The sequence below is a fragment of the Acinetobacter sp. NIPH 1852 genome, assembly GCF_022549455.1.
Classification (GTDB): Bacteria; Pseudomonadota; Gammaproteobacteria; order Pseudomonadales; family Moraxellaceae; genus Acinetobacter.
On record NZ_JAKZGG010000007.1, the window covers coordinates 58,335 to 84,037 of the forward strand.

At 39.0% G+C, this 25,703-nt stretch carries 26 protein-coding genes, 1 tRNA gene and 1 CRISPR repeat array; of the genes, 16 read left to right on the forward strand and 11 right to left on the reverse strand.

The annotated features are described in order from the left end of the window. Positions 1-4 precede the first annotated feature (4 nt). From MMO38_RS07405 to MMO38_RS07415, 3 genes are all read right to left on the reverse strand, one after another. On the reverse strand, positions 5-778 hold the full coding sequence (locus tag MMO38_RS07405) for a HesA/MoeB/ThiF family protein (RefSeq protein WP_241323114.1): 774 nt from the start codon (positions 776-778) through the stop codon (positions 5-7). A 247-nt stretch (positions 779-1,025) separates the two neighbouring features. Further along, positions 1,026-1,835: a CRISPR direct-repeat array (repeat unit 28 nt; unit sequence GTTCACTGCCGCATAGGCAGCTTAGAAA). A gap of 1 nt (position 1,836) precedes the next feature. Further along, entirely contained in the window at positions 1,837-2,871 is a 1,035-nt protein-coding gene (locus tag MMO38_RS07410; protein WP_241323115.1) for a lipase secretion chaperone, read from the reverse strand. Positions 2,872-2,953: 82 nt separating this feature from the next. Further along, entirely contained in the window at positions 2,954-3,973 is a 1,020-nt protein-coding gene (locus MMO38_RS07415; protein ID WP_241323116.1) for a triacylglycerol lipase, read from the reverse strand. Positions 3,974-4,252: 279 nt separating this feature from the next. Here MMO38_RS07415 and MMO38_RS07420 point away from each other — a divergent pair, with 279 nt between their 5' ends. Beyond that, positions 4,253-5,272, forward strand: a complete 1,020-nt coding sequence (locus MMO38_RS07420; protein ID WP_241323117.1) for an AraC family transcriptional regulator — start codon at positions 4,253-4,255, stop codon at positions 5,270-5,272. A gap of 190 nt (positions 5,273-5,462) precedes the next feature. On the opposite strand, the gene MMO38_RS07425 is transcribed toward MMO38_RS07420, so the two are convergent. Further along, positions 5,463-6,146, reverse strand: coding sequence for a superoxide dismutase (locus MMO38_RS07425; RefSeq protein WP_277602816.1), 684 nt, complete (start codon positions 6,144-6,146; stop codon positions 5,463-5,465). A gap of 148 nt (positions 6,147-6,294) precedes the next feature. After that, entirely contained in the window at positions 6,295-7,065 is a 771-nt protein-coding gene (locus MMO38_RS07430; RefSeq protein WP_241323118.1) for a 3-hydroxyacyl-CoA dehydrogenase, read from the reverse strand. A gap of 144 nt (positions 7,066-7,209) precedes the next feature. Between MMO38_RS07430 and MMO38_RS07435 the strand changes: the two genes are divergently transcribed. After that, positions 7,210-8,271 (forward strand): AraC family transcriptional regulator, encoded by a 1,062-nt coding sequence (locus tag MMO38_RS07435; protein WP_241323119.1) that lies wholly within the window; start codon positions 7,210-7,212, stop codon positions 8,269-8,271. Between the two features lie 13 nt (positions 8,272-8,284). Next, the gene (locus tag MMO38_RS07440; protein ID WP_241323120.1) at positions 8,285-8,917 is read left to right on the forward strand and encodes an FMN-binding negative transcriptional regulator; all 633 of its coding nucleotides are present in this window, start codon (positions 8,285-8,287) and stop codon (positions 8,915-8,917) included. On the opposite strand, the gene prmC is transcribed toward MMO38_RS07440, so the two are convergent. Then, a complete protein-coding gene (prmC, locus tag MMO38_RS07445; protein WP_241323121.1) occupies positions 8,914-9,732 on the reverse strand; it encodes a peptide chain release factor N(5)-glutamine methyltransferase in 819 nt (272 codons plus the stop codon). The genes MMO38_RS07440 and prmC overlap by 4 nt on opposite strands. Continuing rightward, a complete protein-coding gene (gene prfA, locus MMO38_RS07450) occupies positions 9,732-10,820 on the reverse strand; it encodes a peptide chain release factor 1 (protein ID WP_004670689.1) in 1,089 nt (362 codons plus the stop codon). The genes prmC and prfA overlap by 1 nt, the downstream gene beginning before the upstream one ends. A gap of 252 nt (positions 10,821-11,072) precedes the next feature. Here prfA and yiaA point away from each other — a divergent pair, with 252 nt between their 5' ends. Both yiaA and MMO38_RS07460 read left to right on the forward strand, forming a co-directional pair. Further along, positions 11,073-11,540, forward strand: coding sequence for an inner membrane protein YiaA (yiaA, locus tag MMO38_RS07455; RefSeq protein ID WP_241323122.1), 468 nt, complete (start codon positions 11,073-11,075; stop codon positions 11,538-11,540). A gap of 258 nt (positions 11,541-11,798) precedes the next feature. Further along, positions 11,799-12,233: a glycine zipper domain-containing protein gene (locus tag MMO38_RS07460; RefSeq protein ID WP_241323123.1), complete on the forward strand. Its 435-nt coding sequence runs from the start codon at positions 11,799-11,801 to the stop codon at positions 12,231-12,233. 156 nt (positions 12,234-12,389) lie between these two features. Here the strand turns inward: MMO38_RS07460 and glyA are convergent, their stop codons facing one another. Continuing rightward, positions 12,390-13,646, reverse strand: a complete 1,257-nt coding sequence (glyA, locus tag MMO38_RS07465; protein WP_004670686.1) for a serine hydroxymethyltransferase — start codon at positions 13,644-13,646, stop codon at positions 12,390-12,392. A gap of 293 nt (positions 13,647-13,939) precedes the next feature. Further along, positions 13,940-15,178 carry an alpha/beta fold hydrolase gene (locus tag MMO38_RS07470; protein ID WP_241323124.1) on the reverse strand — a complete coding sequence of 413 codons (1,239 nt, stop codon included), beginning with the start codon at positions 15,176-15,178 and terminating at the stop codon, positions 13,940-13,942. A gap of 257 nt (positions 15,179-15,435) precedes the next feature. On the opposite strand from MMO38_RS07470, the gene MMO38_RS07475 reads away from it, so the two are divergent. The 3 genes from MMO38_RS07475 to MMO38_RS07485 all read left to right on the forward strand — a co-directional run bounded on the left by MMO38_RS07475 (position 15,436) and on the right by MMO38_RS07485 (position 17,000). Then, positions 15,436-16,128: a DUF3820 family protein gene (locus MMO38_RS07475; RefSeq protein WP_241323125.1), complete on the forward strand. Its 693-nt coding sequence runs from the start codon at positions 15,436-15,438 to the stop codon at positions 16,126-16,128. Between the two features lie 101 nt (positions 16,129-16,229). After that, positions 16,230-16,802, forward strand: a complete 573-nt coding sequence (locus tag MMO38_RS07480) for a hypothetical protein (protein ID WP_241323126.1) — start codon at positions 16,230-16,232, stop codon at positions 16,800-16,802. Between the two features lie 122 nt (positions 16,803-16,924). Continuing rightward, positions 16,925-17,000 (forward strand) — tRNA-Arg (locus tag MMO38_RS07485). A gap of 309 nt (positions 17,001-17,309) precedes the next feature. On the opposite strand, the gene MMO38_RS07490 is transcribed toward MMO38_RS07485, so the two are convergent. Further along, entirely contained in the window at positions 17,310-17,813 is a 504-nt protein-coding gene (locus MMO38_RS07490; protein ID WP_241323127.1) for a hypothetical protein, read from the reverse strand. Positions 17,814-18,080: 267 nt separating this feature from the next. Between MMO38_RS07490 and MMO38_RS07495 the strand changes: the two genes are divergently transcribed. From MMO38_RS07495 to MMO38_RS07530, 8 genes are all read left to right on the forward strand, one after another. Further along, a complete protein-coding gene (locus MMO38_RS07495; protein WP_241323128.1) occupies positions 18,081-19,016 on the forward strand; it encodes an ABC transporter ATP-binding protein in 936 nt (311 codons plus the stop codon). Continuing rightward, a complete protein-coding gene (locus MMO38_RS07500) occupies positions 19,013-19,786 on the forward strand; it encodes an ABC transporter permease (protein WP_241323129.1) in 774 nt (257 codons plus the stop codon). Before MMO38_RS07495 ends, MMO38_RS07500 begins: the two co-directional genes overlap by 4 nt. Next, positions 19,783-20,598 (forward strand): NADPH-dependent 7-cyano-7-deazaguanine reductase QueF, encoded by an 816-nt coding sequence (gene queF, locus MMO38_RS07505; RefSeq protein WP_241323130.1) that lies wholly within the window; start codon positions 19,783-19,785, stop codon positions 20,596-20,598. The genes MMO38_RS07500 and queF overlap by 4 nt, the downstream gene beginning before the upstream one ends. A gap of 33 nt (positions 20,599-20,631) precedes the next feature. Beyond that, on the forward strand, positions 20,632-21,291 hold the full coding sequence (locus MMO38_RS07510) for a hypothetical protein (RefSeq protein ID WP_004670677.1): 660 nt from the start codon (positions 20,632-20,634) through the stop codon (positions 21,289-21,291). Positions 21,292-21,473: 182 nt separating this feature from the next. Further along, positions 21,474-22,616, forward strand: a complete 1,143-nt coding sequence (gene rodA, locus MMO38_RS07515; protein WP_004670676.1) for a rod shape-determining protein RodA — start codon at positions 21,474-21,476, stop codon at positions 22,614-22,616. Positions 22,617-22,635: 19 nt separating this feature from the next. Then, positions 22,636-23,637, forward strand: a complete 1,002-nt coding sequence (gene mltB, locus MMO38_RS07520) for a lytic murein transglycosylase B (RefSeq protein WP_005197461.1) — start codon at positions 22,636-22,638, stop codon at positions 23,635-23,637. A 332-nt stretch (positions 23,638-23,969) separates the two neighbouring features. Then, positions 23,970-24,581: a septal ring lytic transglycosylase RlpA family protein gene (locus MMO38_RS07525; protein WP_004670674.1), complete on the forward strand. Its 612-nt coding sequence runs from the start codon at positions 23,970-23,972 to the stop codon at positions 24,579-24,581. 158 nt (positions 24,582-24,739) lie between these two features. Beyond that, positions 24,740-25,192: an Mpo1-like protein gene (locus MMO38_RS07530; protein WP_004670673.1), complete on the forward strand. Its 453-nt coding sequence runs from the start codon at positions 24,740-24,742 to the stop codon at positions 25,190-25,192. A 40-nt stretch (positions 25,193-25,232) separates the two neighbouring features. Here the strand turns inward: MMO38_RS07530 and MMO38_RS07535 are convergent, their stop codons facing one another. Beyond that, positions 25,233-25,700 (reverse strand): DUF3465 domain-containing protein, encoded by a 468-nt coding sequence (locus tag MMO38_RS07535; protein WP_241323131.1) that lies wholly within the window; start codon positions 25,698-25,700, stop codon positions 25,233-25,235. Between the last annotated feature and the right edge of the window lie 3 nt (positions 25,701-25,703).

Here is a 25,703-nt window from a genome sequence, read left to right on the forward strand (position 1 = left end):
CCGATCAAGTTGCCTGACAAACTGGACAATTTGCATCTTTTTCAAATTGTAGAATGCGCTGTGAAAGGTTGAAACCATTCCAAAGTAACAGTTTTTGCTTGAGCGGTGTTAAACCCAAGCCTAAATAAAGCAAAGTGTGATGTGCTTGTAATGACGCTATCATTACAGGTGTGGTCGCTAGTACCCCAGATTCAGCACAACGCAAGCCTTCATCTGCTTGCTGTTCTTTAGGAAATAGACATTCATAACAAGCTGAATCGGTATCCACCATAAATAATTGTGCTTCAAAACCAATCGCAGACGCACTAATCAGTGGGACTTGCTGCTTTCTACAAGTTAAATTTACTAGATATCGGGTAGTAAAGTTATCACAACCATCTAAAACTACATCTTGGTGCTGTACTAAATCATCAGCATTCGTTTCATCAAATCGTATATTTTGATAGTTGACTTGTATATGTGGGTTAATATCTTGTAGATGTTTAGCTAGAACTTCTGCTTTGTAGTGTCCCAAATCATTTGAGGTAAACGCAATCTGTCGTTGTAGATTGCTCATTTCAATACTATCGGCATCAACAATCGTTATCTTTCCTACGCCCGCACGAGCAAGCAATTCGGCACTTGTGCAACCGATACCCCCTGCACCGACAATCAGAACATTAGCTAGTTTCAGTCTTTCTTGTGCTTCAATATCCCAACCATCCAACAGAATCTGACGACTATATAGATGCATCTCATCGTCACTCAGTTCAAATGCATTTTCTTGATGGTCAGACACGTTCTTTCTTCTCAAATGAATCACTTATTCTTGATTTTAAATGTGCAAAATGATTTAGCAAAGAAATAAGTGTTATATCTTCAATGATTTTACTTTGACAAACTCACACTTTTACCCCAATATTTTTATTATTCTTTAACAGCCTAATAAAATCAATAAGTTACGATACAGTGTAAAAACTTTGGGTATTTACATAAATTAGCGTTCAACTTTATGTTTTTGCTTAATTTATTTATGCTATTTTATAGTTCACTGCCGCATAGGCAGCTTAGAAATATATAACAGATTATTATAAATTAGTGATTCAGTTCACTGCCGCATAGGCAGCTTAGAAAAACGGGGTAGACATGCGTTTAATTTATTTGGCGTTCACTGCCGCATAGGCAGCTTAGAAAATGTTTACACAAGGTTCCCAGTACACGCCGTTGTTCACTGCCGCATAGGCAGCTTAGAAAACGTAAACGAAGCAAGTCTTCACGCGCGCCCCGTTCACTGCCGCATAGGCAGCTTAGAAAAAAACACCTGTAAGATAAAAGCGAACATCATTGTTCACTGCCGCATAGGCAGCTTAGAAAATGTACATCATTCGCATTGCAGATAAGAGCACGTTCACTGCCGCATAGGCAGCTTAGAAACTTGAGCGCTTGCTCTAACTCGTCATACAACCGTTCACTGCCGCATAGGCAGCTTAGAAAGATAAATTGAAGCAGTTGTAGCAGTAAGAGAAGTTCACTGCCGCATAGGCAGCTTAGAAATCTAAGTGAATTCAACGAAATCACAGATCTGGGTTCACTGCCGCATAGGCAGCTTAGAAAAGCAATGATGCCGTCAGTGTCATTTTTTACATAGTTCACTGCCGCATAGGCAGCTTAGAAAACTCCAAAATGCCAACTCGTAATACCAGTAATATTCACTGCCGCATAGGCAGCTTAGAAAAATCAAAGATAGTGAATTAGTTCACATAATCTGTTCACTGCCGCATAGGCAGCTTAGAAAAGCTAGAAATAAAACATGGGTAGAGCGTGGGATGTTCACTGCCGCTTAGGCGGCTTCACCCCTTACTTCTTCTGATCATGCATAATTTCATAAGACTGCGCTCTCAATAAATCTTCTTTAGTACCGAATGTACTGTTACGAAGTTGGTTAATTGATTTCTGTTTGTTTGCATCATCCACGTCACTTTGCAAAATCCGCTGACGCTCTGACAGATAATGATTGACCTGCTTTTGCCAGATAGCTTCTTCATGATCAACTTTTTCTAAACGATCAGCAGCTTCTGGCCCCAATAAACTTTCGCGCATATTCCGCAACTCTTGCGCTGATCCACCTTTCGCTTGAATCTCTTGGGTTAATTGCTGTAATTCAGAAAATTGCATTGAAACTCTCACACCATCTGCCATCGTTTCGGGTAAATGATCAATCATCTTCGCCAACTCCATTGCCTTTTGCTGCGTAGTTAAACTCTTATTAGCGTGAATGCGCATTTGATCAATACTAAACTGATTCAGACTTCTTTCATTCCCAAAAAAAGCTTGAATTTCAGCCTCATTAAAAAACTGTTGTTGTAACTTCGCCATTTGATCAATGATATTTTGAAACTTATCAATTTCATCACTTTTAAAATGAGTACTGGTTCTAAGGTTCTTCAAGCTATGAGTATAGGCCACATATTGATCAAGTAAATAGCTTGCATAACTTGCAGCCGTTTCAGGTAAAGTTGCGCTTAAGTATTGGCGAATATCTAAAATAAGCTCAGGTTCAGTCTTTTCTCCCAAACTCGAAAAGAAATAATCAAAACAACTGCGAATACCAACAGTTAAAATCAACTTCCCCTTTGCATCAACTTGAATCGGACAATCAATTTGAGTGCCCTGTAAAGACGGCGCAAGCGTAGGCATTTTCCCAGTCTTACTTTCATTCCCACCACTAGGCAGAATATTATTTTTCATCAAGCTTTGAGTATGCAGATCATTTTGACTGCTTTTATTTTGATCTTCAGGTTTAAAAGCCCAATAGATTAGGGTCAACAAAACAAACAAACACGCGATACTTAAAAAAATTATTATTTTATTATTTAATACCTTAGCACTCATATTCCGTTACTCTATTTTCTAATTAATTATTGAATCTATGTTAAATCAAGGGAGTAAATCCATTACTCCCTTGATCATATTTTTAAAGGTTTTGGTTTTTCAAGCGGTTAGCATGGAGACGAAATGGTGTCACAGGATTTTGTAAAAAGCCCACCAGCCCTAAGACCTGATTGACTTCATCTAAATGATTAAATGCATAGTTATCACGTATTACTGTGCCCAAATGGCTTGAACAACGAGGAACAAGACCATCACTTTCACCCGGTATTATTAATGATGTCGCTGTTAATGCATAATCCATTGGATCTAAAGCATTGGTAAATGGACTTGTTCCACTCCATGAATAGTATCGAACCCCATTACTTGCAAGCTCCGTACCTGATCCGCAGGCTGTTGTTGGTACACCTGCTGGGAAGCGTTGATTAAAATCAGCAGATCCAGCTGTCGTTAGTGAGTTAAGCCCTGCCAACGCATCTTGGTCATAATAATTACCAGAACCGATACCAATCAATGCACCAAATGCATCCACCGCCGCTGCAATCACAGGAGTTGCTGCAGGGCCAACTGGAGATTGAGTAAAGGCATATACTGCATCAGCAACATCTGAACCTTTAACTGGACCTCCAACTGCTGTAACAGATGCAACTCTATTCGGTAATAAACCTGCCACATATCGAATCGAATGTGTGCCGTGGCTATGTCCAATCAGATTTACCTTTTCAGCACCTGTAATCGCTAAAACCTGTTTGGTTTGGAGTAACAACTGCTCACCACGAACCTCTGACGAGTTAAAGGATGCTTGTTGTGCCACAAAGACATTTGCACCATTTCCAACCAAGTCTTCTGTAATCCCATGCCAGTATTGCATTGGGCCAACAGCCGAAAAACCAGCCATCCCATGTGCTAACAAAATAGGATATTTGGTTTTTGCATAGTCAGATGTCACCCTTGCACTTCCGCCAACGGAACAGGAGTTCACATTACAATTTTGCCATGATGCTTTTGGTGATAGAAAATCGAACAAACCAGCATGAACAACAGATCCGCTACTCACCAGCATGCCAGCCATCAAAGTCATAGCGTTTAGATATTTTTTTTTCACGTTTTTGCTCCAAGCATTTTTCATTTTTATAACAACAATATCGTCTTTAAACTTTGTATAAGGAATCATTCCAAATCTACAAAAGACTTGCAAAAGTATACTCGCAAGAAATATTGTGTGATTTTTAGACTAAAACAAACTGCGCCAAAATCATAACATCACGCGCCAATTTTTTTATTAAGTGACAAAATTCCGATGAGTGTACATTTTGAAATTACGTGTGCTACATTATTTTCAAATTAAATCAAATAAGCTTTCAAAAGGAATTTGAGTAGCGTTATGAGTATTCCTCGCCATCTTCATCAGCATTTCATTAGTAGTTCTTATGCTCACTTGATTAGTGAAGTCGTCTCACAGTGGGATATCACTGTTGCAGAGTTGTTTTGGGGCACTGGTGTTGAAATAGAAAAACTAAACGATCTGAATTATAAAATTAGTCTTTCTTCATTTAAAAAAGTGATTGCGCGCTCGATTGAACTCACCAAAGAACAAGGCCTTGGTTTCTTCGCAGGCCGTCAATTAAAAATTAGCTCACATGGTTTGCTTGGTTTTACAGTCGCAATCTCAAAAAATCCGCTGGATGCTATTGAAACCATCAATCAATTTGTCAGTTTGCAATGTTCATTTGTTGAGTTAAGTTTTAACATCGAGCAAGAACGCGCCTATTACCATATTATTTATGACGGTACTGCGATTGATTTTGATGATCGTGCTGACTTACAAGCATATGAGTTTAGCTGTGTTTTCTTTCTAACGGGCTTTGTATATTTGGTCAGATTTTTCATTCCAAGCTTCAAACCGAGTATAGATTTACAGTGTAAATATCCAGAATATTTTTCTCGTTTTGAAGAGATACTAAGCTCGACTTTTGAACAAATCCGCTTCGAGCAACCTCGTACCTGCTTAATTACCTCTACTCAGCTTTTAGAAATGCCCTTGAGCATGTCAGACCCACTCACTTCCGAAAAATTTAAGCTTCTTTGTCAAAAAGAATTAGATGATTTAGCGACAACACAAGATATCCTGTATCGCGTCAAACAACTGATTGATGATGAAGTTGAAGGCTTGTTAAGCATTGATCAAGTTGCAAAAAAATTAAATCTTACCAAGCGAACCTTACAACGTATGTTGCAAGAAAAAAATATAAGCTTCCAAATCCTTTATGATGATGTTCGTAAGTCAAAAGCTCAAAAAATGCTCCTGAACCCTTTTATCACCAAAGATGACGTCGCAAAAAAACTGGGTTACTCCTCTATATCGAGTTTTAATCGCGCCTATAAACGGTGGGCAATCGAATAGTTTTGTTGGAGAAGTCGAGTAAATTATTATCTTTTTAAATTTACAAACTGTTATATCAGCTATTTATATTCAGGAATCACGCAATTAAATTAAGAAAAAGCGATGGCCATTACCATCGCTTTTTTTGAATTAACCGATTAGAAAGTTCCAATCATCTATTCACACTTGAACATATGGATGTATGTAAAACCTATTTTACAGCTTTCGCATAGCGTTCATTGACTTTATTCCAATTCACGACGCTCCAAAAGGCGTTGGTATAATCTGCTCTACGGTTTTGATATTTCAAATAATACGCATGTTCCCAAACATCTAAACCAAGCAAAGGTTGACCTTTCTTCTCAGCAATGTCCATCAATGGATTATCTTGGTTTGGGGTTGAAGTAACTTCTAATTTACCTTGTTGATTGACAATTAACCATGCCCAACCTGAGCCAAAACGACTGGTCGCTGCTTGATTAAATTGTTCTTGAAAAGCTTTGAATGAACCAAAATCTTGATTAATTTGCTTTAATAACTTGGCATTTGCCTTCCCTGTTTTATTGGTTGGCGCTAAGCTCTCCCAAAAGAAAGCATGGTTAAAATGCCCACCACCATTATTACGAACGGCTGCGTTGTATTTAGAAATCTGTTGTTGGATTTGCTCTACACTTAATTTATCCAGTTCAGGATACGTCTTGATCTGAGCATTTAAATTATCGACATATGCTTTGTGATGTTTACCATAGTGAATTTCCATCGTTTGCTGATCAATGGCAGGCTCTAAAGCATTACTTTTGTAGGGTAACGGTGCTTGTGTGAAATCTGCAAAAGCAGACATACTCAAGCTCGAACACACAACCAAAGCCAATAAACCTTTGTTCAGATATCGCATTATTTAAATCCAATTTGATAATAGTTTTCATTATCAATATATAAGTAAATCATGCATGCGTCAAAATAGGCTACAAACGGATACATTAAAACGATCAAAAAGTTGAAAAGTACAGTGCTATTTGACTGCACTTTTCAGATCTATTCAGTTACTTCGCAGCCATACGAATCGCGCCATCTAAGCGAATCACTTCACCATTGAGATATGAGTTCTCAGCAATATGAACCACTAAGCGCGCAAATTCTTCAGGACGACCCAAACGTGATGGATAAGGCACCATTTGCCCTAACGCATCTTGGACATTTTGTGGTAAGCCTTTGAGCATTGGCGTTTCCATAATGCCTGGTGCCACAGTCATCACGCGAATCGCATGACGTGCCAATTCACGCGCAAGTGGTAAGGTCATCGCCACCACAGCCCCTTTAGATGCCGAATAAGCAGCCTGACCAATTTGACCATCAAAAGCAGCAACCGAAGCTGTATTCACAATCACGCCGAGATCTTCGTCACCGTCCTCGACGGTATTTTTACTCATCGCATCTGCTGCAAAGCGAAGCATATTAAAGGTCCCTGTGACATTGATATGCAAAACTTTTGAGAACATAGCGAGATCATGTACCCCTTCTTTTCCGATTACTTTTGCCGATGGCCCAATCCCTGCGCAGTTCACTAAACCATGCAAACTGCCATGTTTTTCCAGCACAGTTTTAAAAAATTGCTCTGCTGCCTGTTCATCAGTGACATCTAGTTTTACAAACTGCGCTTTTTCACCCAAAGCCTGCGCTTGTTGTTCTCCAACTTCGGCATTCATATCCACCAAGGTAACAGAAGCACCCTTTTCAACGAGATACTCAGCAGTTGCAGCACCTAGACCTGAACCACCACCTGTAATAACAAAGTGCTTTCCTTGAATTTTCATTTACTTTTCCTATCAAATTAAAGTGATATATTTTTATAACAGAGAGTAAAGACAACTTTTTTCCGATACAATTCCAAAAAGTAACAAATGTGATGCAACTTTTGAGCATTCAACCGATTTACCCTCCTATTGTTTCTGTCGCATATGAGCCTAAACCCAAGTCTTGATCTTCATTCCACTAAAGATACAATTTCTAATGCACTGATTCGTGAAGCAGTGAGCGTCGCTGCAAGTCGTGGTTTGAATATTGTACAGATTGCCAATCGCGCTGGCATTTCATCTGAGTTATTAACATCAACGAAAGCCCGTATTCCTGTCACACAGTGTGCACAATTATGGGTAGAACTTGCTGAAAGCATGAATGACGAATTCTTGGGAATGGATACGCATCCAATGCGCCGAGGAAGTTATAAATTATTGGCCAAACTGGCATTTAATACCGAAACATTAGAGCAAGCGATTAAGGAAATTCTGAGATTTTTAGCGCTAGTGCTTGATGATATTCAAGCTGAACTTATTCAACAAGGCGATAAAGCGTATTTAATATTACATGATCGTGAACAACCTAAACGCATGTTCACTTACTCCACATTCTTAATGTTAGTGCATAGTTTAATGTGTTGGTTAAGTGATCAACGCATTAACTTTCACAAAATGACATTTAAATGTCATCAGCCTGTAGAAATACAGGACTATCGTGTCCGTTTTTGTGAAAATATTCAATTTAATGCTGAACAAAACAGAATTGAATTTGACGCTCATTATCTCAAACATAAAATTAAGAAAGATAAAAATGCCTTAAAGGATTTTCTAAAACATACACCGTACAATTTGATTGTACGTTTTAAGAATGAAAATTCTTTAAGTTTACAAATTCGTCGTCAACTGCTCGTACAAGCGCCTTCTCAGTGGGCTGAGCTGAAAGATTTTGCGCAACAGTTGAATATGTCGACTGCAACAATTCAAAGACGTCTAAAACAAGAAGGTGTCAGTTATCAACAGCTTAAAAATGATATTCGTTGTGATATTGCGATTGAAAGATTAAGTAAAACTAATGATTCAATTCAAAGCATCAGCGATGATCTTAATTTCCATGACCCCAGTGCCTTTCACCGCGCATTTAAAAAATGGAGTGGCGTAAGTCCCGGTAGTTATAGGAAATCATCTCCGAGTAAACAAAATTTTCTCGGTCATTTAGAGTCGTAAATGGAGTTTAATGATGTTCTTACCTGAAATTTTTGTGGAAAAAGATCTTGAGAAGTTATACGCACTCATTCAAGACTATCCTTTTGCAACGTTGATTAGTCATAGTGCTGAAGGTGTAGAAGCCAATCATTTGCCGTTTAAGTTATTACTCGACAAAGAAAGTGATACTGCTTTTTTAATCGCACATATCGCCAAGGGCAACCCTCTACATACACAAATTGAGAATAACACAGACGTCCTCGTTATTTTTCAGGGAGAACAAGGTTATATCTCGCCTAACTGGTATCCAACCAAGCAGCAACATCATCAACATGTACCGACATGGAATTATCAAGTTGTGCATATCAAAGGAAAGATTAACTTTTTACATGATGAAAAGTCTTTGCGGGGAATTCTGGCAAAACTCACCCGTACGCATGAGGCCAAACAAGCCAAACCTTGGAAAATGTCAGATGCACCAAGCGAATATATTGCCGAAGAGTTGAAAGGGATTATTGGAATTGAGATCCAAATTGAAAAAATTACCGGTAAATTCAAGCTTAGTCAAAATCGTGAGAAAATTGATGCTTTAGGCGTTGTTGCTGGTTTAGAACAACAAGGCGAGCAAGGTTTAGCCAAAGCCGTTCAGCAATATATCGAAGATTAAGACAGCTTTTGTCCTAAGCTGACCCGATCATTACCACCATAATCTTTGATCGTTTCGATTTCGCTAAAACCGTACTGTTCAAAGATTTCACGTACTGCTTGTCCTTGATCATAACCATGTTCAAGGACAATCCATCCTTTAGCCTTGAGCCAACTTTTCCCTTGAGAAATGATGGTTTCAATATCTGCAAGCCCATGCTGATCCGCAACTAATGCACGTTCAGGTTCTGACTTGAGCTTTTGCATATGCACATCATCAGGATCAATATACGGCGGATTTGATACAATTAAATCAAACTTTTGCGCGTCTAGAGCATCGAACCAAGCCCCACAAGCAAATTTAACTTGAGTTAAGCCATGTCGAACCGCATTTTCTTTAGCAACATCTAATGTCGGTTGATAAATATCGGTTGCAGTCACCTGCCACAGCGGACGTTCGCTCGCAAGTGCTAAAGCAATTGCACCCGTCCCCGTGCCTAAATCGACCATGTTGGTATCTGGAGTAAGCCGCAGTCTTAAAACTGTTTCAATGAGTATTTCAGTATCTGGACGAGGAACTAAAGTGTCATGTGTCACTTTTAAATCTAAAGTCCAAAATGGTTGTGAACCGATGACATACGCGAGTGGTTCACCCTGTGAAATTCGAGCAAGCCCCGCGAGGTAAGTTTGCTCTTGAATTTCAGTCAATTCTTGCTCAAGTCTTAGTTTTAATTCTAAAGCACTGACACCTAAAAGATGTTCAAGTAGCCATGCTGCTTCTTGACGTTCATAGCTATCAATTTCGCCATTCATCTCTAAAGCTTGAGCAATATTCATTAGCCGCCATTTTCCTGCGCCAGCATAGCTAACTGATCTGCTTGATATTCACGATGTAAACTATCTAGTAATTCTGTCAAATCACCCTCCATAATCGCATCCAACTTATATAAAGTCAGATTGATACGGTGATCTGTCATACGACCTTGTGAATAGTTATAGGTACGGATACGTTCTGAACGATCACCCGATCCAACTAAATCACGACGCATTTCAGAGGTTGCTGTTTCTTGTGCTTGGCGTTTTGCATTTTCCAATCGAGATACCAGTAGTGCCATCGCTTTGGCTTTGTTCTTATGTTGAGAGCGCTCCTCTTGGCACTCAACCACGACACCCGACGGAATATGGGTAATACGCACAGCAGAGTCAGTTTTGTTAATATGCTGACCACCTGCACCTGATGCACGGTATGTATCAATACGCAAATCTGAAGCATTGATTTCAACTGTGGTATCGACATCGACTTCTGGCAGAATGGCAACTGTACACGCTGAAGTGTGCACACGACCTTGAGATTCGGTTGCAGGAACACGTTGTACACGATGTGCACCACTTTCAAACTTCAAACGCCCATATACGCCATCACCATCGATACGGCAAATCACTTCTTTATAGCCGCCATGCTCACCTTCATTTTCTGAAAGCACTTCAATACGCCAGCCTTGTGTTTCAGCAAATTTACTATACATACGGAACAAATCACCCGAGAAGATCGCGGCTTCATCCCCACCTGTACCAGCACGAACCTCTAGATATGCTGAATTGGCGTCATTTGGATCTTTAGGAATCATCAGAACATTGAGTTGTTCTTCTAATTCAGCCAAAAGCGCCTTATTGGCTTTAATCTCTTCTTCTGCCATATCTTTGAAATCTGGATCAGACTTCATCATTTCTGCGGTTTCAATATCTTCTTCAGCTTGACGATATTTACCCCAAACTTCGGTAATTTCTGATAAATCACTATGTTCACGAGACAGTTTACGGAAACGTTTATTGTCTGATATCACTTCTACATCAGCAAGCAATGCAGTCAGCTCTTCATGACGATCACAAAGTTGATCTAGTCTTAAACGGAGTGATGCTTTCATGGGCGAAATATCTCAAAATCTAAAGGCTCAGCGCTTATCAAAATGATAAGGCATAAGCAAAATCAAAAAATTGCGCATAGTTTACAGATTCTACTGATTAAAAGACATAGAGAAGCCCCGTAACTTACGATTCCATCATCATTTCATCACAAATTGTTCAGCTTTGGTTTTCATGACTTGTTCTAATTGCCGATCTCATATATAAAAAAGTCTAAAAGAGTAAATACAAAGATAAAACAATAGGATAAAACGATGAATAATTTTATTAACCGCCCTACCTCTGCGTTTATTGCGGCAAGTTGGGTCGCATTACTCACAGGAGGCGTTGGTTTCATTATCGGATTGTGGAATGCCGATATGCCACTGCATGAAAAAGGTTATTACTTTGTGATTTTACTTTATGGCTTATTTTCTGCCGCGTCATTACAAAAAACAGTTCGAGACCAATTAGAAGAGATTCCCGTGACAGCGATCTACTATGCTTTATGCTGGGCATCTATGGCTGTATGTATTGTACTGTTGCTGATTAGTTTATGGAATGCTGACATCACCATGAGTGAAAAAGGTTTTTACATCATGTCATTTCTACTCAGCTTGTTTGGTGTGGTGGCGACACAAAAGAATATTCGTGATTTGAACTATTTACGTCTACAAACAGGACTTGATACGCGTCAACCACAGCGCGAAGAATCTTCATCACAACAAAATGATCAAGACTAAGGTCTGTGAAATGTCAGCAGACCCTTAAATAAATATAAAGAAGTTTTAGAGCATAAAACTTCTTTCACCACAAAATCACAACCAATTGTTTTATCATGATTTTTTATATAATAACTTTTGTTTCGCAACAAAACGCTACAATCCAGACACTAAACCGCAATACTTCAGACTGACCTCTCCACAATTTCTCACTCAACTCTTGTTACATTTGCACCCATTAGAAATGATGTCCAATTTACTCAGGACATGGAGTCAAAAATGAAATTAAACGTTTGGTTATGTAGTGCGATTTTCGCAACATCTTCTTTGGTCACTGCTGCTCATGCTGACAATGCCACTCGTGTCGCTGCAACATCAGCGCTAGGTAGTGTGGTAGGTACGGCTATTGGTAAAGAAGTTGGCGGCCATAATGGTGCTTTGATTGGCTCTGCTGTAGGTGGTGCGGGTGGCGCTGCTGCTGCAAGTAACAAACGTACCCGTACAGAAGCTGCCATTGGTGGTGGTTTAGGTGGTGTTGGTGGTTATGCTGTTGGTAAAAATGTCGGCGGAACTACAGGTGGTTATATCGGCGCTGCTGCTGGTGCCGCTGGTGGTGCAGCATTAGGTCGTCAAGTTGGTCAAGATCGTTATTATGACAGTCGCCAAAACCAAAAGAAAAAATGGAAGAAAAAGAAAAAACATCATCGTCATTGATTCAAATAAAGCACCTTCGGGTGCTTTATTATTCGCTACTAGAAATTAATCCTACATGAGTAGATAAAAAATATGATTGCCATGTAAAAACCATCCTCTCATCAATTTGATTAGACAATAAAAAAGCGCCTTACGGCGCTTTTTTAGATATACAAATTAGTTTGCATATACTGGGAATTTTGCACAAACAGTTTCAACTTTAGCTTTAACATCAGCGATGACTTTCTCATCACCTTTGCTATCAATAATGTCAGCGATCCAACCAGCAAGTTCACGCACTTCAGCTTCACCGAAACCACGTGTCGTCACCGCAGGCGTACCAATACGAATACCAGAAGTAACGAATGGAGAGCGTGGATCATTCGGCACAGCATTTTTGTTTACTGTGATATGAGCAGCACCTAACCAAGCATCTGCATCTTTACCAGTTACATCTTCTTGTTTAATCAATGACAACAAGAATAAATGGTTTTCTGTACCGCCAGAAACAACATCATAACCACGTGAAATGAAGACTTCAGCCATCGCTTGAGCATTCTTAACAACTTGTTGTTGGTAAGTTTTAAACTCTTCTGACATCGCTTCTTTGAAACAAATTGCTTTAGCAGCAATCGCATGCATCAAAGGACCACCTTGGTTACCTGGGAAAACAGCAGATTGAAGTTTTTTCTCAATTTCTTCATTTGCTTTCGCAAGGATTAAACCAGAACGCGGACCACGGAGGGTTTTATGCGTTGTTGTGGTTGTTACGTCAGCAATTTGCACAGGGTTTGGATAAACACCCGCAGCAACTAAACCAGCAACATGCGCCATATCAACAAATAGGTAAGCACCGACTTTGTCAGCGATGTCACGGAAACGTTGCCAATCAACGATTTGGCTATAAGCAGAGAAACCTGCCACGATCATACGTGGTTTGTGCTCTAGGGCTAAGCGCTCGACTTCTTCATAGTCGATTTCGCCTGTTTCAGTATTTAAACCATACTGAATCGCATTATAGGTTTTACCAGAAAAGCTAACTTTAGCACCATGCGTCAAGTGACCGCCATGCGCCAAGCTCATACCCAATACTGTATCGCCTGGATTAAGAAGCGCTAAATAAACGGCAGAGTTCGCTTGAGAACCCGCATGTGGTTGAACGTTTGCATAATCAGCACCGAACAATTCTTTTGCACGATCAATTGCAAGTTGTTCGATCACGTCCACATATTCACAACCGCCATAATAGCGTTTGCCAGGATAGCCTTCTGCATATTTGTTAGTAAGTTTTGATCCCTGTGCTTCCATCACAGCTTGAGAGCAATAGTTTTCAGATGCAATTAACTCAATATGAGCTTCTTGGCGTACGCCTTCAGAAGCAATCGCTTGAGCAATTTCTGGATCAAATTCAGCAATAGAAATATTGGCAAACATTAGCGGAGGGTCCTATAAAGTAGGGCTTTTAAGCCGTGCTAAAGATTGGTGCGAATTATAGCATGAAGTTTACTGTTTCACAGATCGATATTTATTTAATTCTTCGTGAATTTCATTCATGTTTCGTTTGAAAAACTCAAAGTACAAATTTGGAAGATTGCAACGGCGGTTTTATCAGATCAAGGTGTTCAAGATAAGGGAGGCAGGAAAGAAAAAGGTAAGGATTAAAAATGAATACGGTTTTAAAGCCCAACCACATGAAGATAAAATGGCTGGGCTTACTTCCTCGTTATTTATTGAGCTGGCATAGTCGCTTTAACATCATTCACAATATTATTGATATTAAGAGCATAAGCTGTGCCGTGATCCCATTCAGCGTTAGTGAAATATTGAATGCTTGAACCCTTATTGTTTGCGGTCAATACCAATAAATCGGTGGCTGCTTTCGGAACGGTCGCATCCTTCCCGCCCTGATAAATAATCACAGGTTGATTTAGTTTTACTTGAGCTGGTTGAGAATCCTTTTCTAAGAACGATTTAACCAAAGGAATAGTCATAAAATTCATTTGAGTTCGTGGATAGTTTGTTAAATCAACATTGCTTTTTAAATGCTCCTGCATAGCAGCACCAAACTTATCTCCTAGTACATCTCCACAATCTTGTTCTGCTCTACTCGCAATTAGATCAGTTGGCGATTTAAAAATATTTGAATAACCAAAAGTAGGTTCTTGATTGCGCAAACCCGCGGTAATGAGTGCTGTAAAGGTGTCCAGTTGTGCATACACTGGAATTTGTTGATTTACAGGTGCATTTTCAACAGATTGCTCCCCTAAAGCTAGGATCGCTGCAAGGTTCGATGCAGGTGCAACCGCAATCGTTCCTTTATAATCAAGTTTGGCACGACTCGCGTATTGTGCAGCTCCTAAAGCGGCATGACCTCCCTGAGAATGCCCGACTGTCATCCATTGACGTGAAGTAAGTTTACCTTGCCCTGATAAATAAGCACGAGCAGCAACGACTGCATCAGTGATTGAATATGCCTCGCTTTTCACATTTAAAAATGGATGTAGTTCTCGACCACTTGGCTCACCCAGCCCTTCATAGTCAGGTGCAACAACGACATAACCAGCGGCAAGTAATTGACTGATCATACCCTTTATATAGTCATTTGTTGCATTTCGACTCGGCGCACATTGATCAGCAACCCCAGTCGTGCCGTGTGCCCAAGCAACAATCTTCCAGCCTGTTGCTGGCATTGGTCCACCAGGTACAAACAACAAACTGGTTGCTAATGTTTCTTTACCATTCACGCCCAACATCTTATACGTCAGAATTAAACTTTCAGAAGCAACGGCACTAAAGTCTGACTTCGTATAAGGTTCAGGGATACCTGCAACAGGATCTTTTATATTATTTTCAGGAATTTCAGGTTTTGGAACAAATATCGTCGTCCCATTATCGTCACCGCCGCCGCAAGCTGTAAGTAATAAGCTCGTACTCAGCATCGCAACCGTTAATAACTTCATGTGCATTTCGTTTTTCCTTAACTATTTTTTATGATTTTATCCTTAGGAATGATTACTCTAAGGCAATTACAGCAACAAGAATTACGCCTATTACAAAATTGTTTCAAGTACTTTTTTATCATTCATTCTATTTTTTGACTTTTATTTATGCAACATCCATTCAATTTCTAAAAAAATCAAAAGACTCAAGCGATCATTCACACCGCTTTTATAGAATTTCTTGTAAGATAATAAAATTCTAAATTCGTCGTAGGTTTAACATCATGCAAGCCATTATCTTAGATACTGAAACACATACACTAAATGGTTTGCCGATTGAAATCGCTTATGCACCCATCGAAATAGAAAATGGAAAATTAAGCTTAGATAAAAAGAAAATTTTTGATCAGCTTTATCAAGTCGGTCAACCGATTTCCTTTGCCGCAATGGCGGTGCATCATATTTTAGAATCAGATTTAATTGATCGACCGTTTTACACGACGTTCCAACTGCCAGAACAAACCACTTATATCATTGGTCATAATGTTGATTATGATGTGACAGCCATCGCCAAATGTGGCGTGGATATCTCAAAATTAAAACCGATTTGTACCTTAGCGCTTGCACGTCGAGTATGGGAAGATGCTGAAGCGTACAATATTTCAGCCTTAATTTATTTGATCTCTAAAGGCAGCGATAAAGCGCGAGACATGTTAAAAGGTGCGCATCGTGCTGATGCTGATATCATCTTAACAGCCAATATTTTGATGCATATTATTCATCAGTTGGATATTCAGAATATTGAACAACTTTATCTTGCCTCAGAAGAAGCACGTATTCCTAAAACGATCACTTTTGGTAAACATAAAGGTACAGCCATCCAAGACTTACCAGCTGACTATATTCAATGGTTACTGCGCCAAGATGATTTAGATATTTATTTACGTAAGGCTTTAGAGACGAAACTGATTAAATAAAATATCAACCCAATGATATTTAATAAATTATTAACATAAATGTCATTATTGCACCGTATCTTAGCCCCTATCAAATTTTTGGCTGGGGGCAAGACGAACATATGTCACATTTTTTTAAAACTGAGCTGGGACAAACAGCCTTACAACAACGTAATATTGCTTTAAATGCGCGCCAACGTCGTTTATTACTGCTGATTGATCATGAAGATTTCCAAATGCTTGATCATGACTATAAGAAGAAAATTGCCCCAACTGAGCTTGTTCAACAATTAATAGACATGGGCTTGTTAGCTGAGCAAACTTCATCGACTACAAAAATGAGAGTCCAAGAAGATTTATACATAGAAAATCATAAAGCAAATAATTTAACGCACTCTATGCCGACACAAAGCGTAGAGACAACAACAGCGACGAACAATCAAAATATTGAAGAGGTACTTGCGTTAGAAAAACTTTCTTTTGTTGAAGTTCAGCAAGTCATGATTCAAACACTAACCACCTATTGCGGTTTAATGGCAAAACCATTGATTCAGCAGATACAAAAGAGCAAGACTATATCTCAACTCAAACTTTGTCAGATGCAATGGATTACGTCTCTACAGGAATCTCGCATTGCACCAAATCAGTTGAATCAAACATTGAAATTGATTAATTACTCGGTGCGGCATTTATAGAACATATCGGGATGAGTATTTCTAAATAATACTAAAATCGTTGTTTTAATAATCAAGAAGCATCTTTGTTTAAAGGTATATATTTACCTATAAGTATTTTTTGCCTATGATGTGGCACACATGCGCTCATAGCTCAACTGGATAGAGTACAGGTCTCCGAAGCCTGTGGCGTGGGTTCGAGTCCCGCTGAGCGCACCATAATTACTTTTCATCCCTTCTCAAATCATCTAAAAAACATTGCAAAACAAATATTCTTCGATCAAGTTTATTATCAATTCTTCTCATGCTCTCTCAATAATTACCGCATCAGTTGCGGTAAGTGCTTAATCACTTAAAAAAGTTACCGTAAATTTCAAAACAAGTCGTTAGCCTTACTGATAGTCGCATTAAATCAAAGATCAGTTACCACAAGAAAATTCAGCCAACTCAATTACTAAGTTGATAGATGGTGGTGGATTATTTTTAATTATTGATAAAAATGAGGTCATTAAAAACTCGTGCGACTCTTTAATTTTTACACTCTAGAGTGTTCATATCCATCACCACCCTAAATTTTTCTTTTACAAAATAATAGGTTTGAGTAATGCCCATACCTCCTTTCTTTTTTATTGCTTTACTATGTGCAAATAAACCCTTGCATTGCTCTTCAACAAGAATCTTTTTTAATAATTGTCGATTGTCTATTTTTATTGGTCCTCTATATATTTTCGTATCAATCGAATGTCTAATAAAAAAATGATTACGACTAAAATCAACTGAATCTATGCTATGCCCAATACTTACTTCTCTGGGAAGATCTTTATAATAATTATTTACTGCTTTGAGAAGAACCGGATCCGTTTGATAGTCTTTCAGGTTATAAAACTTATAGTTAGCATCGATAATTTTCTGATTATATAAAAGTTCATCCAATGGATCTGATATTGCCTCTAAGGTATCATTCTTGTTTTCTTGAATTGATGTACACCCAACTAAAGCAAGCAAAGCCCCGTATAATAAAAACTTTTTCATAAAAAATTCCCATGTTTTCTACGAGCATATTTTGTTTCAATAGGAAAAGCTAGGTTAAATTTATGAATTGGCATTGAGTAAGTAAAAATCAATCGCCAAACCAAATTTATTACTCGCTGTGCCTCGTACAATGCTAATAATCAACACTAGTTGCCATGCTCTTTGCTACTCTGTTCCATATATAGAACATGATAAACCACTTTTCCACTTGGTTTATTTTTCCATATCGCTCAGAATACTCATTCTATTTAACAACGTGAGACGTTCATGACTGATGCTTTGGTGTTGAGCGATTTGTCCAAAACTTATCGTAATGGTTTTCAGGCGTTAAAAGGTATTAATTTGACCGTGCCTGAAGGTGAATTTTATGCATTATTAGGACCTAATGGTGCAGGTAAATCGACGACGATTAGTATCATTAGCTCTTTAACCAAAAAAACATCGGGTTCAGTTGAGATTTTTGGGCATAACTTAGATACCCACCCTTCACATGCCAAGCAATGTCTGGGTGTTGTTCCTCAAGAATTCAATTTTGGTCAGTTTGAAAAAACCTTTGATATTTTAGTGACCCAAGCAGGTTATTACGGTATTCCCAAAAAACTGGCGGAACAACGTGCCGAATTATATTTAGAAAAACTTGGCTTATGGAACAAACGAAACATTCAATCTCGTATGCTCTCTGGTGGTATGAAACGCCGCTTGATGATTGCACGTGCCATGATGCATGAACCTAAGTTGCTGATTCTGGATGAACCAACGGCGGGTGTCGATATTGAATTACGTCGCTCAATGTGGGATTTCCTGACTGAAATGAATGAAAATGGAACATCAATCATTCTGACGACCCACTATCTTGAAGAAGCTGAAATGCTATGCCGTCGTATAGCGATCATCGATCGTGGCGTCATAAAAGAAGATACCTCGATGAAAGGTTTCCTGAATCAAATGAATGAAGAATCGTTCATTTGTGATCTGGTAGAACCGATCAATTCGATTGATTTTAATATTATCGGTTTCACCTTTAATTTAATTGATCCTGTGACTTTAGAAGTAACGATGGATAAAGCACATAACATGAATGATTTATTCTTATTGTTACAGTCACAGAATATCCACGTCAGTAGTATGCGAAATAAATCGAACCGCTTAGAAGAATTATTCGTAAAAATGGTTGAGAAGAATCTTGCAGGAGCGGATCAATGAACTTTAGTCAATTACAAACCGCGCTTTGGACTTTAGTTGTTAAAGAAATTCGCCGTTTTATGCGGATCTGGCCACAAACCTTATTGCCCCCTGCGATCACCATGAGTTTGTACTTTGTGATTTTTGGCAACTTAGTCGGCTCACGTATTGGTGAAATGGGCGGCTTTAGCTATATGCAGTTCATTATCCCTGGTCTAATCATGATGGCAGTCATCACCAACAGCTATGCCAATGTATCCTCAAGTTTCTTTAGTGCCAAATTTCAAAAAAGCATTGAAGAATTGATTATGAGTCCTGTACCTCTACATCTGATCCTGTGGGGTTATGTGATTGGCGGCGTTTCTCGTGGTGTATTGGTTGGCTTAATTGTGACGATCATGAGCTTGTTCTTTGCACATCTAGAAATTCATAATTTCTTTGTGACTATTTATACGGTCATCATTACTTCGTTATTGTTTTCACTTGGTGGTTTAATCAACGCTGTATATGCCAAGTCATTTGATGATATTTCAATTATCCCGACCTTTGTATTGACACCGCTGACCTACTTAGGCGGCGTGTTCTATGCCATTAGTGCATTAAGTCCTTTTTGGCAAAACTTATCTTTAATTAACCCAATTGTATATATGGTCAATGCTTTCCGTTTTGGCATTTTAGGGCATAGTGACGTGAATGTTTCACTTTCATTAATCGTTGTGACCTTATGCTGTGTTGTCCTTTATGCAATTGCATATCATTTATTAGCTCGTGGTTCAGGAATGCGTGAATGAGTGTAGAACATTCTTTGTTGGGTAAAGACACCCAATACCCAACTCAATATCAGCCAGACGTTTTATTTCCAATCGCTCGCGCTGAATCCCGCCAACAATATGCACATATTGATGGGATTACTCAGGGCAAAGACTGGTGGCATGTGTTTGAAATTTCTTGGTTAAATCCTCATGGATTACCCCAAGTTGCGATTGGCCGTCTTACCTTGCCTGCAAGCTCGCCAAATCTGATCGAATCAAAATCACTCAAGCTTTATTTTAATAGTTTGAACTTCACTCAATTTGCGTCTAGACAGGTATTTATTGAGACTGTTGAGCAAGATTTATCAAAAGCTGCTGGCGCAACGCTTAAACTTGAATTGTTTCAAGTGGATGATCTGAAGATTACTCAACCCACGGGTATTTGTATTGATGACCTTATCCCTGAGCGTTTGTCTGAGCACCCCGATGCAACTTTGTTGCAGCACGATATGACGACACAAGATAATATAGAAATTGAGCTTTACTCACATCTTCTTAGAAGTAATTGTCCTGTGACTGGACAGCCAGATTGGGGGACTGTTTTTATCCGTTTTAAAGGCAAAAGACCTTGTTATCGCAGCATATTAGCTTATATTATCTCGTACCGTCAGCATAATGGTTTTCATGAGCAATGCGTAGAACAAATATTTGCGGATATTTGGCAATTGCTTAAACCAGAAAAGTTGATGGTCTATGCAACTTATACTCGTCGTGGAGGATTGGATATTAATCCATGTCGAGTTTCAGATTTGTCATGGATGCCCGAGCCAATTCGCTTGGCACGACAATAAAACGAATAAATTTGATATAGAGGACGTTCTTCAATGACCAGTTATTTCGGTATTCTTCCTTCAGCAAGCTTGAGTCAGGATATTCAACTTGCACAAGCCAATCGTGACAGTAAAGAACCACAATACCCTTTACGTGACAAAATATCTCTACAGCTTACTGATGAGTTAATTGACACCATGTTGGTTCATTTGGTTCAACAGTTTCCACCAAGTGACAAACGAGATACCACTGAAGAACTTGCTCAAAAAATTCGTAGCATTGTTTCGTCTTTGATGAAACAACTACTCGGTAAAACATCAAATGACCAAGTATTAGAGTCATTGAACTTTATGGAAAAAAGTTTGTTTATCGACAACGAAGGTAAACAACGTATTGGTACTGTACTGCCTGATAGTCTTGTTGCTGATATGAAAAAGAGTTTTGCGGAAGTCGAAGCTGGTAATGGCAAGGAACAACGTGATGCGCTCACCAAACAGTTTAAATCGTTTGCTGATGCGTTGATTCATCATTTTATGACTGAGTACAATAAGACGCTAGGTTTAGGGATGCTTAAACGTGGTGCTGCAAGCGTTGCAACCAGCGGTGTAGAGACTGCGGTTCATATTGTAATTAAGAAATTAATTCCAAGTCTAAGCCAAGCTGAGCTTGCAGTATTCGCTAAACACTTTGATCAATTGTTAGTACAAAAATAAGCTTTTGCTGATAAAAAACGGTCATTTCAAAATGGCCGTTTTTTTATCGTAAACTAAAACTTATAAATGTCACATTTTCTAAATTTTGATTGTCTCTTGCGCTTCAACCAAAGCGTTGCTTTGGTCTTGCTCACGTTTATGTTAGCATTCTCGAAGCTTAGCTTTACCTGATTTAGAATCACATGTCCCCAAGCTCACAATATAAATTTTTACGTCAAGCACCCCGCGATGGATTAAGTACAGCCACGCAGCTTTCTCGTTGGCAACAATTACACATTGATCCATGGCTTTGTCTGTTCTTGATCTTAAATGCCATACTTGGATTGACTATTTTATATAGTGCTTCCGCTCAGAATGTTGGCTTAGTTACGAGACAAGCAATAAGTTTTGGCATCGGTTTTGGCGTCATGTTGGGCTTGGCTCAAATCCCCCCAAAAGTCTATCAGGCATTTTCGCCCTACTTTTACATTTTTGGCGTGTTGTCACTGATTGCGGTTATGGTTTTTGGTGAAGTGCGTATGGGTGCGCAGCGATGGATTGATATTCCGGGCTTTGGTAGTGTGCAACCCAGCGAGTTTATGAAAGTCGGCATGCCGATGATGATTGCGTGGTTCTTGTCACGCAAAGCACTACCCCCAAGTTTTTCTCAAGTCATACTGTCATTAGTTCTGATTCTTATTCCTTTTTTATTGATCGCAGAACAACCCGACTTAGGCACTTCATTACTGGTTATTGCAAGTGGTATCTTTGTACTCTTTTTAAGTGGTTTATCTTGGAAGCTGATCGCTGCTGCCGCTGGTGCAGTCGCCATTATTATTCCGATCGCATGGACATTTTTATTGCATGGTTACCAACGTCAACGTGTACTCACACTTTTAAATCCTGAAGCGGATGCCTTAGGTACAGGTTGGAATATTATCCAATCCAAAACAGCAATTGGTTCTGGTGGGTTCTCTGGAAAAGGCTTCTTAGAAGGCACGCAAGCTCATCTACATTTTCTTCCTGAGGGTCATACCGACTTTATTATTGCCGCATATTCAGAAGAATTTGGTTTGATTGGCGTAATACTACTTATTCTTTTATATTTCGCGATTATTTTTAGAACATTCCAAATTGGGTTACAAAGCTTCCATAATTATGGCCGTTTGATCGCTGGCGCATTTGGTTTGTCATTTTTTGTTTATGTATTTGTAAATGCTGGCATGGTCAGTGGTATTTTACCCGTAGTAGGTGTGCCGTTACCGTTCATGAGTTATGGCGGAACTGCAATTATAACGCTGATGTCTACTTTTGGACTGGTTATGTCCATCCATACGCATCGATAACGAGGAATTTTATAAACATATGTTGCATATAACTTTAAATAAAACAGTTAAATTTCTTAGCTTAAGTGCCAGTTTATTTTTAAGCTGTAATTGGGCATACGCGAACGAATTTTACACTCATCCAAATTATATGGCTTTTAAACAAAAAGCGATGACAACATATAATTTGAGCGGTGAACAAATCGATACTGCCATGAGTGGTGCGCGTAATATTCCTAACATTCTAAATATTATGACGCGTCCAGGTGAAAGTAAACCTTGGTATGATTATCGTTCAATGTTTTTGGTTGAAGGCACGATTCAACGCGGTATCCGTTTTAAAAATCAATACGAAGATACTCTAAACCGCGCAGAACAGCAATTTGGTGTACCTAAAGCAGTTATCCTCGGTGTTTTAGGGGTAGAAACAGGCTACGGCGCAAATAAAGGCTCTTTCGTCTCCCGCGATGCCTTAGCAACACTTGCATTTGGCTACCCTCGTCGTGCAGATTACTTTAGTGATGAACTGGCAGCACTAATTGCATGGACATATAAAGAAGGCTATCCAACCAATAGTATTGTTGGTTCTTATGCAGGTGCAATTGGCTATCCACAGTTCATGCCGAGCAATATTCAAAAACTCGGTGTAGATTACGATGGTAATGGTCATATTGATCTTAGAAATTCGGCTGTTGATGCAATTGGATCAATTGCGAACTATTTAGCTAAACATGGTTGGGAACGAGATCGACCAATTGGCTTCCCTGCTCGTTATTTAGGCAATGATCCAGAAAGCGTGATTGCGAAAGATTTGACCTTACCTAGACCTTACGGTGAACTCAAACGATTGGGTATATCACCTGTTAACCCTTTGGTAAAAATTGATGATTTAGACCTTGTAAATGTCATTGAATTACAAGATCGTTCTGGTCCGATCTATTACATCACTTATCCAAATTTCCAAGTCATTACCACCTACAACAGAAGCCGTATGTATGCGACTGCTGTATGGTTATTAGGCACTGAAGTAGCTAGTCGATAGACTAGCTTTTTCAGCAACACTAAAAAGTCAATAATTTTATTATTAAAAAAGTATGATTTTTGAGCTATTTTCATATTTGGTTACAATATTGTTCATTTTTTAATCAAAAACTGTGTGTTTTTGTTCTTTTTGTTGCTATTTATCTTTAATGACTAGACACACTTCATAGCCGATGAATATTATCCATCCCAAGTGTTCGGGCTGTTCAAACTCTTTAAGTGGTTACAACTGCCCCCAAATTGCAAATTGCAAAAGTGAATAATTAGACATGTGCACTATATTTCAGACTGTTTGATTGAAGTAGAAAAGCATGTTCTCTAGGAGTTTATACAATGCAGTTTTCGCTAAAATATATTCTAGCGCTGACAGCCGGCTTAAGTTTAAGCCCGTTACATGCAGAAATGGTACAATCTTCATCATTGAGTAATGATGTGGATGGATCTAACTTAGCCGCTCGTGTTCTAAGTAAAGATTCTCAAAATTTTAATTCGCGTCTTTCTAACGTAAATAGTCTTTCAATCACTGAGCGTTCGGGTGACCAAGTACGTCGCCAAACGATTGCAGCAAAAATTGACATTCCTGAAGAAGAGCCTTCAGTGATTGAAAAGCTTAATGCGGTTGCTTCGAACACAGTTCGTAAGTTTAGCCAAACTGGCGTTGCTTCTTGGTATGGTCGTCAGTTCCATGGCCGTAAAACAGCAAGTGGTGAAACATTCGATATGAATGCAATGACCGCTGCTCACCGTAGCCTTCCACTAAACTGCTATATCCGTGTAACCAATCGTGATAATGGTAAAAGTGTTGTGGTAAAGGTAAACGATCGTGGTCCTTTCCATGGTAACCGTGTACTTGATTTATCTTATGGTGCAGCGAAGCAAATTGGACTTACAAATGCAGGTCTTGGTAAAGTGAGCATCGAACGTGTAGACGGGCCTAACTCTTAAGTTACAGTCAGTCATACAATCAATAAAAGCCGCCTAGTGTGGCTTTTATCATTTTTGCACGGCAACACACCATACCACCCCGCAGATATTTTGACCCTTCTAACTTTCTTCGGTATATTGAGATAATTAAAAATAACCAAGATCGCAAGGAGAGCGCTGTGAAATCAATCGACGAATGGTTCGATGAATATAGTGAAAGTCATCAAAACCAAACCAATAAAAAAATCCATTGGGTATGTGTTCCAGCAATTCTTTTTTCGATTATTGGTATTCTCGCGCACTTTAGTGCCTTATTAACCGCGCTATTACTTGTTTTGACTTTGGTTTTCTATGCTCGCCTAGATATTGTACTTGCGGTTGCAATGGCTGCTTTACTCGCTGTAATGGCATGGCTGATTATTATCTTACCTGTGGGCATCGGTTTCTATATCGGCATATTCGTCATCGCTTGGATTGGTCAATTTTACGGACATAAAGTGGAAGGTAAAAAACCGTCTTTCTTTAAAGACTTACAATTCCTCCTGATTGGCCCTGTATGGTGTATGGATGCTTATTTAGCTAAAGTCCTACCTAAATGGAAATCCCGTCAAAAATTGGCGCTTACAAGCTGATTTAGCGTATATCTTTACAGCAACCCATAAAGGAAGATCGTTACTGATACATTCTTCCTTTATATTTCAACCATCCATCAATATGTTTTCTTCTTGGGTCGTGGTGTGTCCAATGGATCACCCCACCTTTATTGTTATATTCATACACCCCATAAAACTCTACCGTTTCGCCTTTTTGCAATCCCTCTATTCGTGGTGCCAAATCAATATTATGGGCAATCAAAACCGTCAAACCATTGTCCAACTCTAAAATCATTCTTTGATGTCTTGAGCCATCATTGTCATCAGGCAAAATCGCTTTCACTATTCCTTGTGAGCGCACCTGAAGCTTACTTCGTTGTTGTTGATAGGCTTGCATGATCTTGGCTTGATCATCAATAACACGCTGCTCAACAGATGAAGATGTCTCGAACTGTGTGCTCTTTTGCTTAAGCTCTAAACCAACATAAGCAAAGATCAGCAAGGTAATAACAATCAAGACCAGTACATTATTTTTCTGAGTTTTCATAGC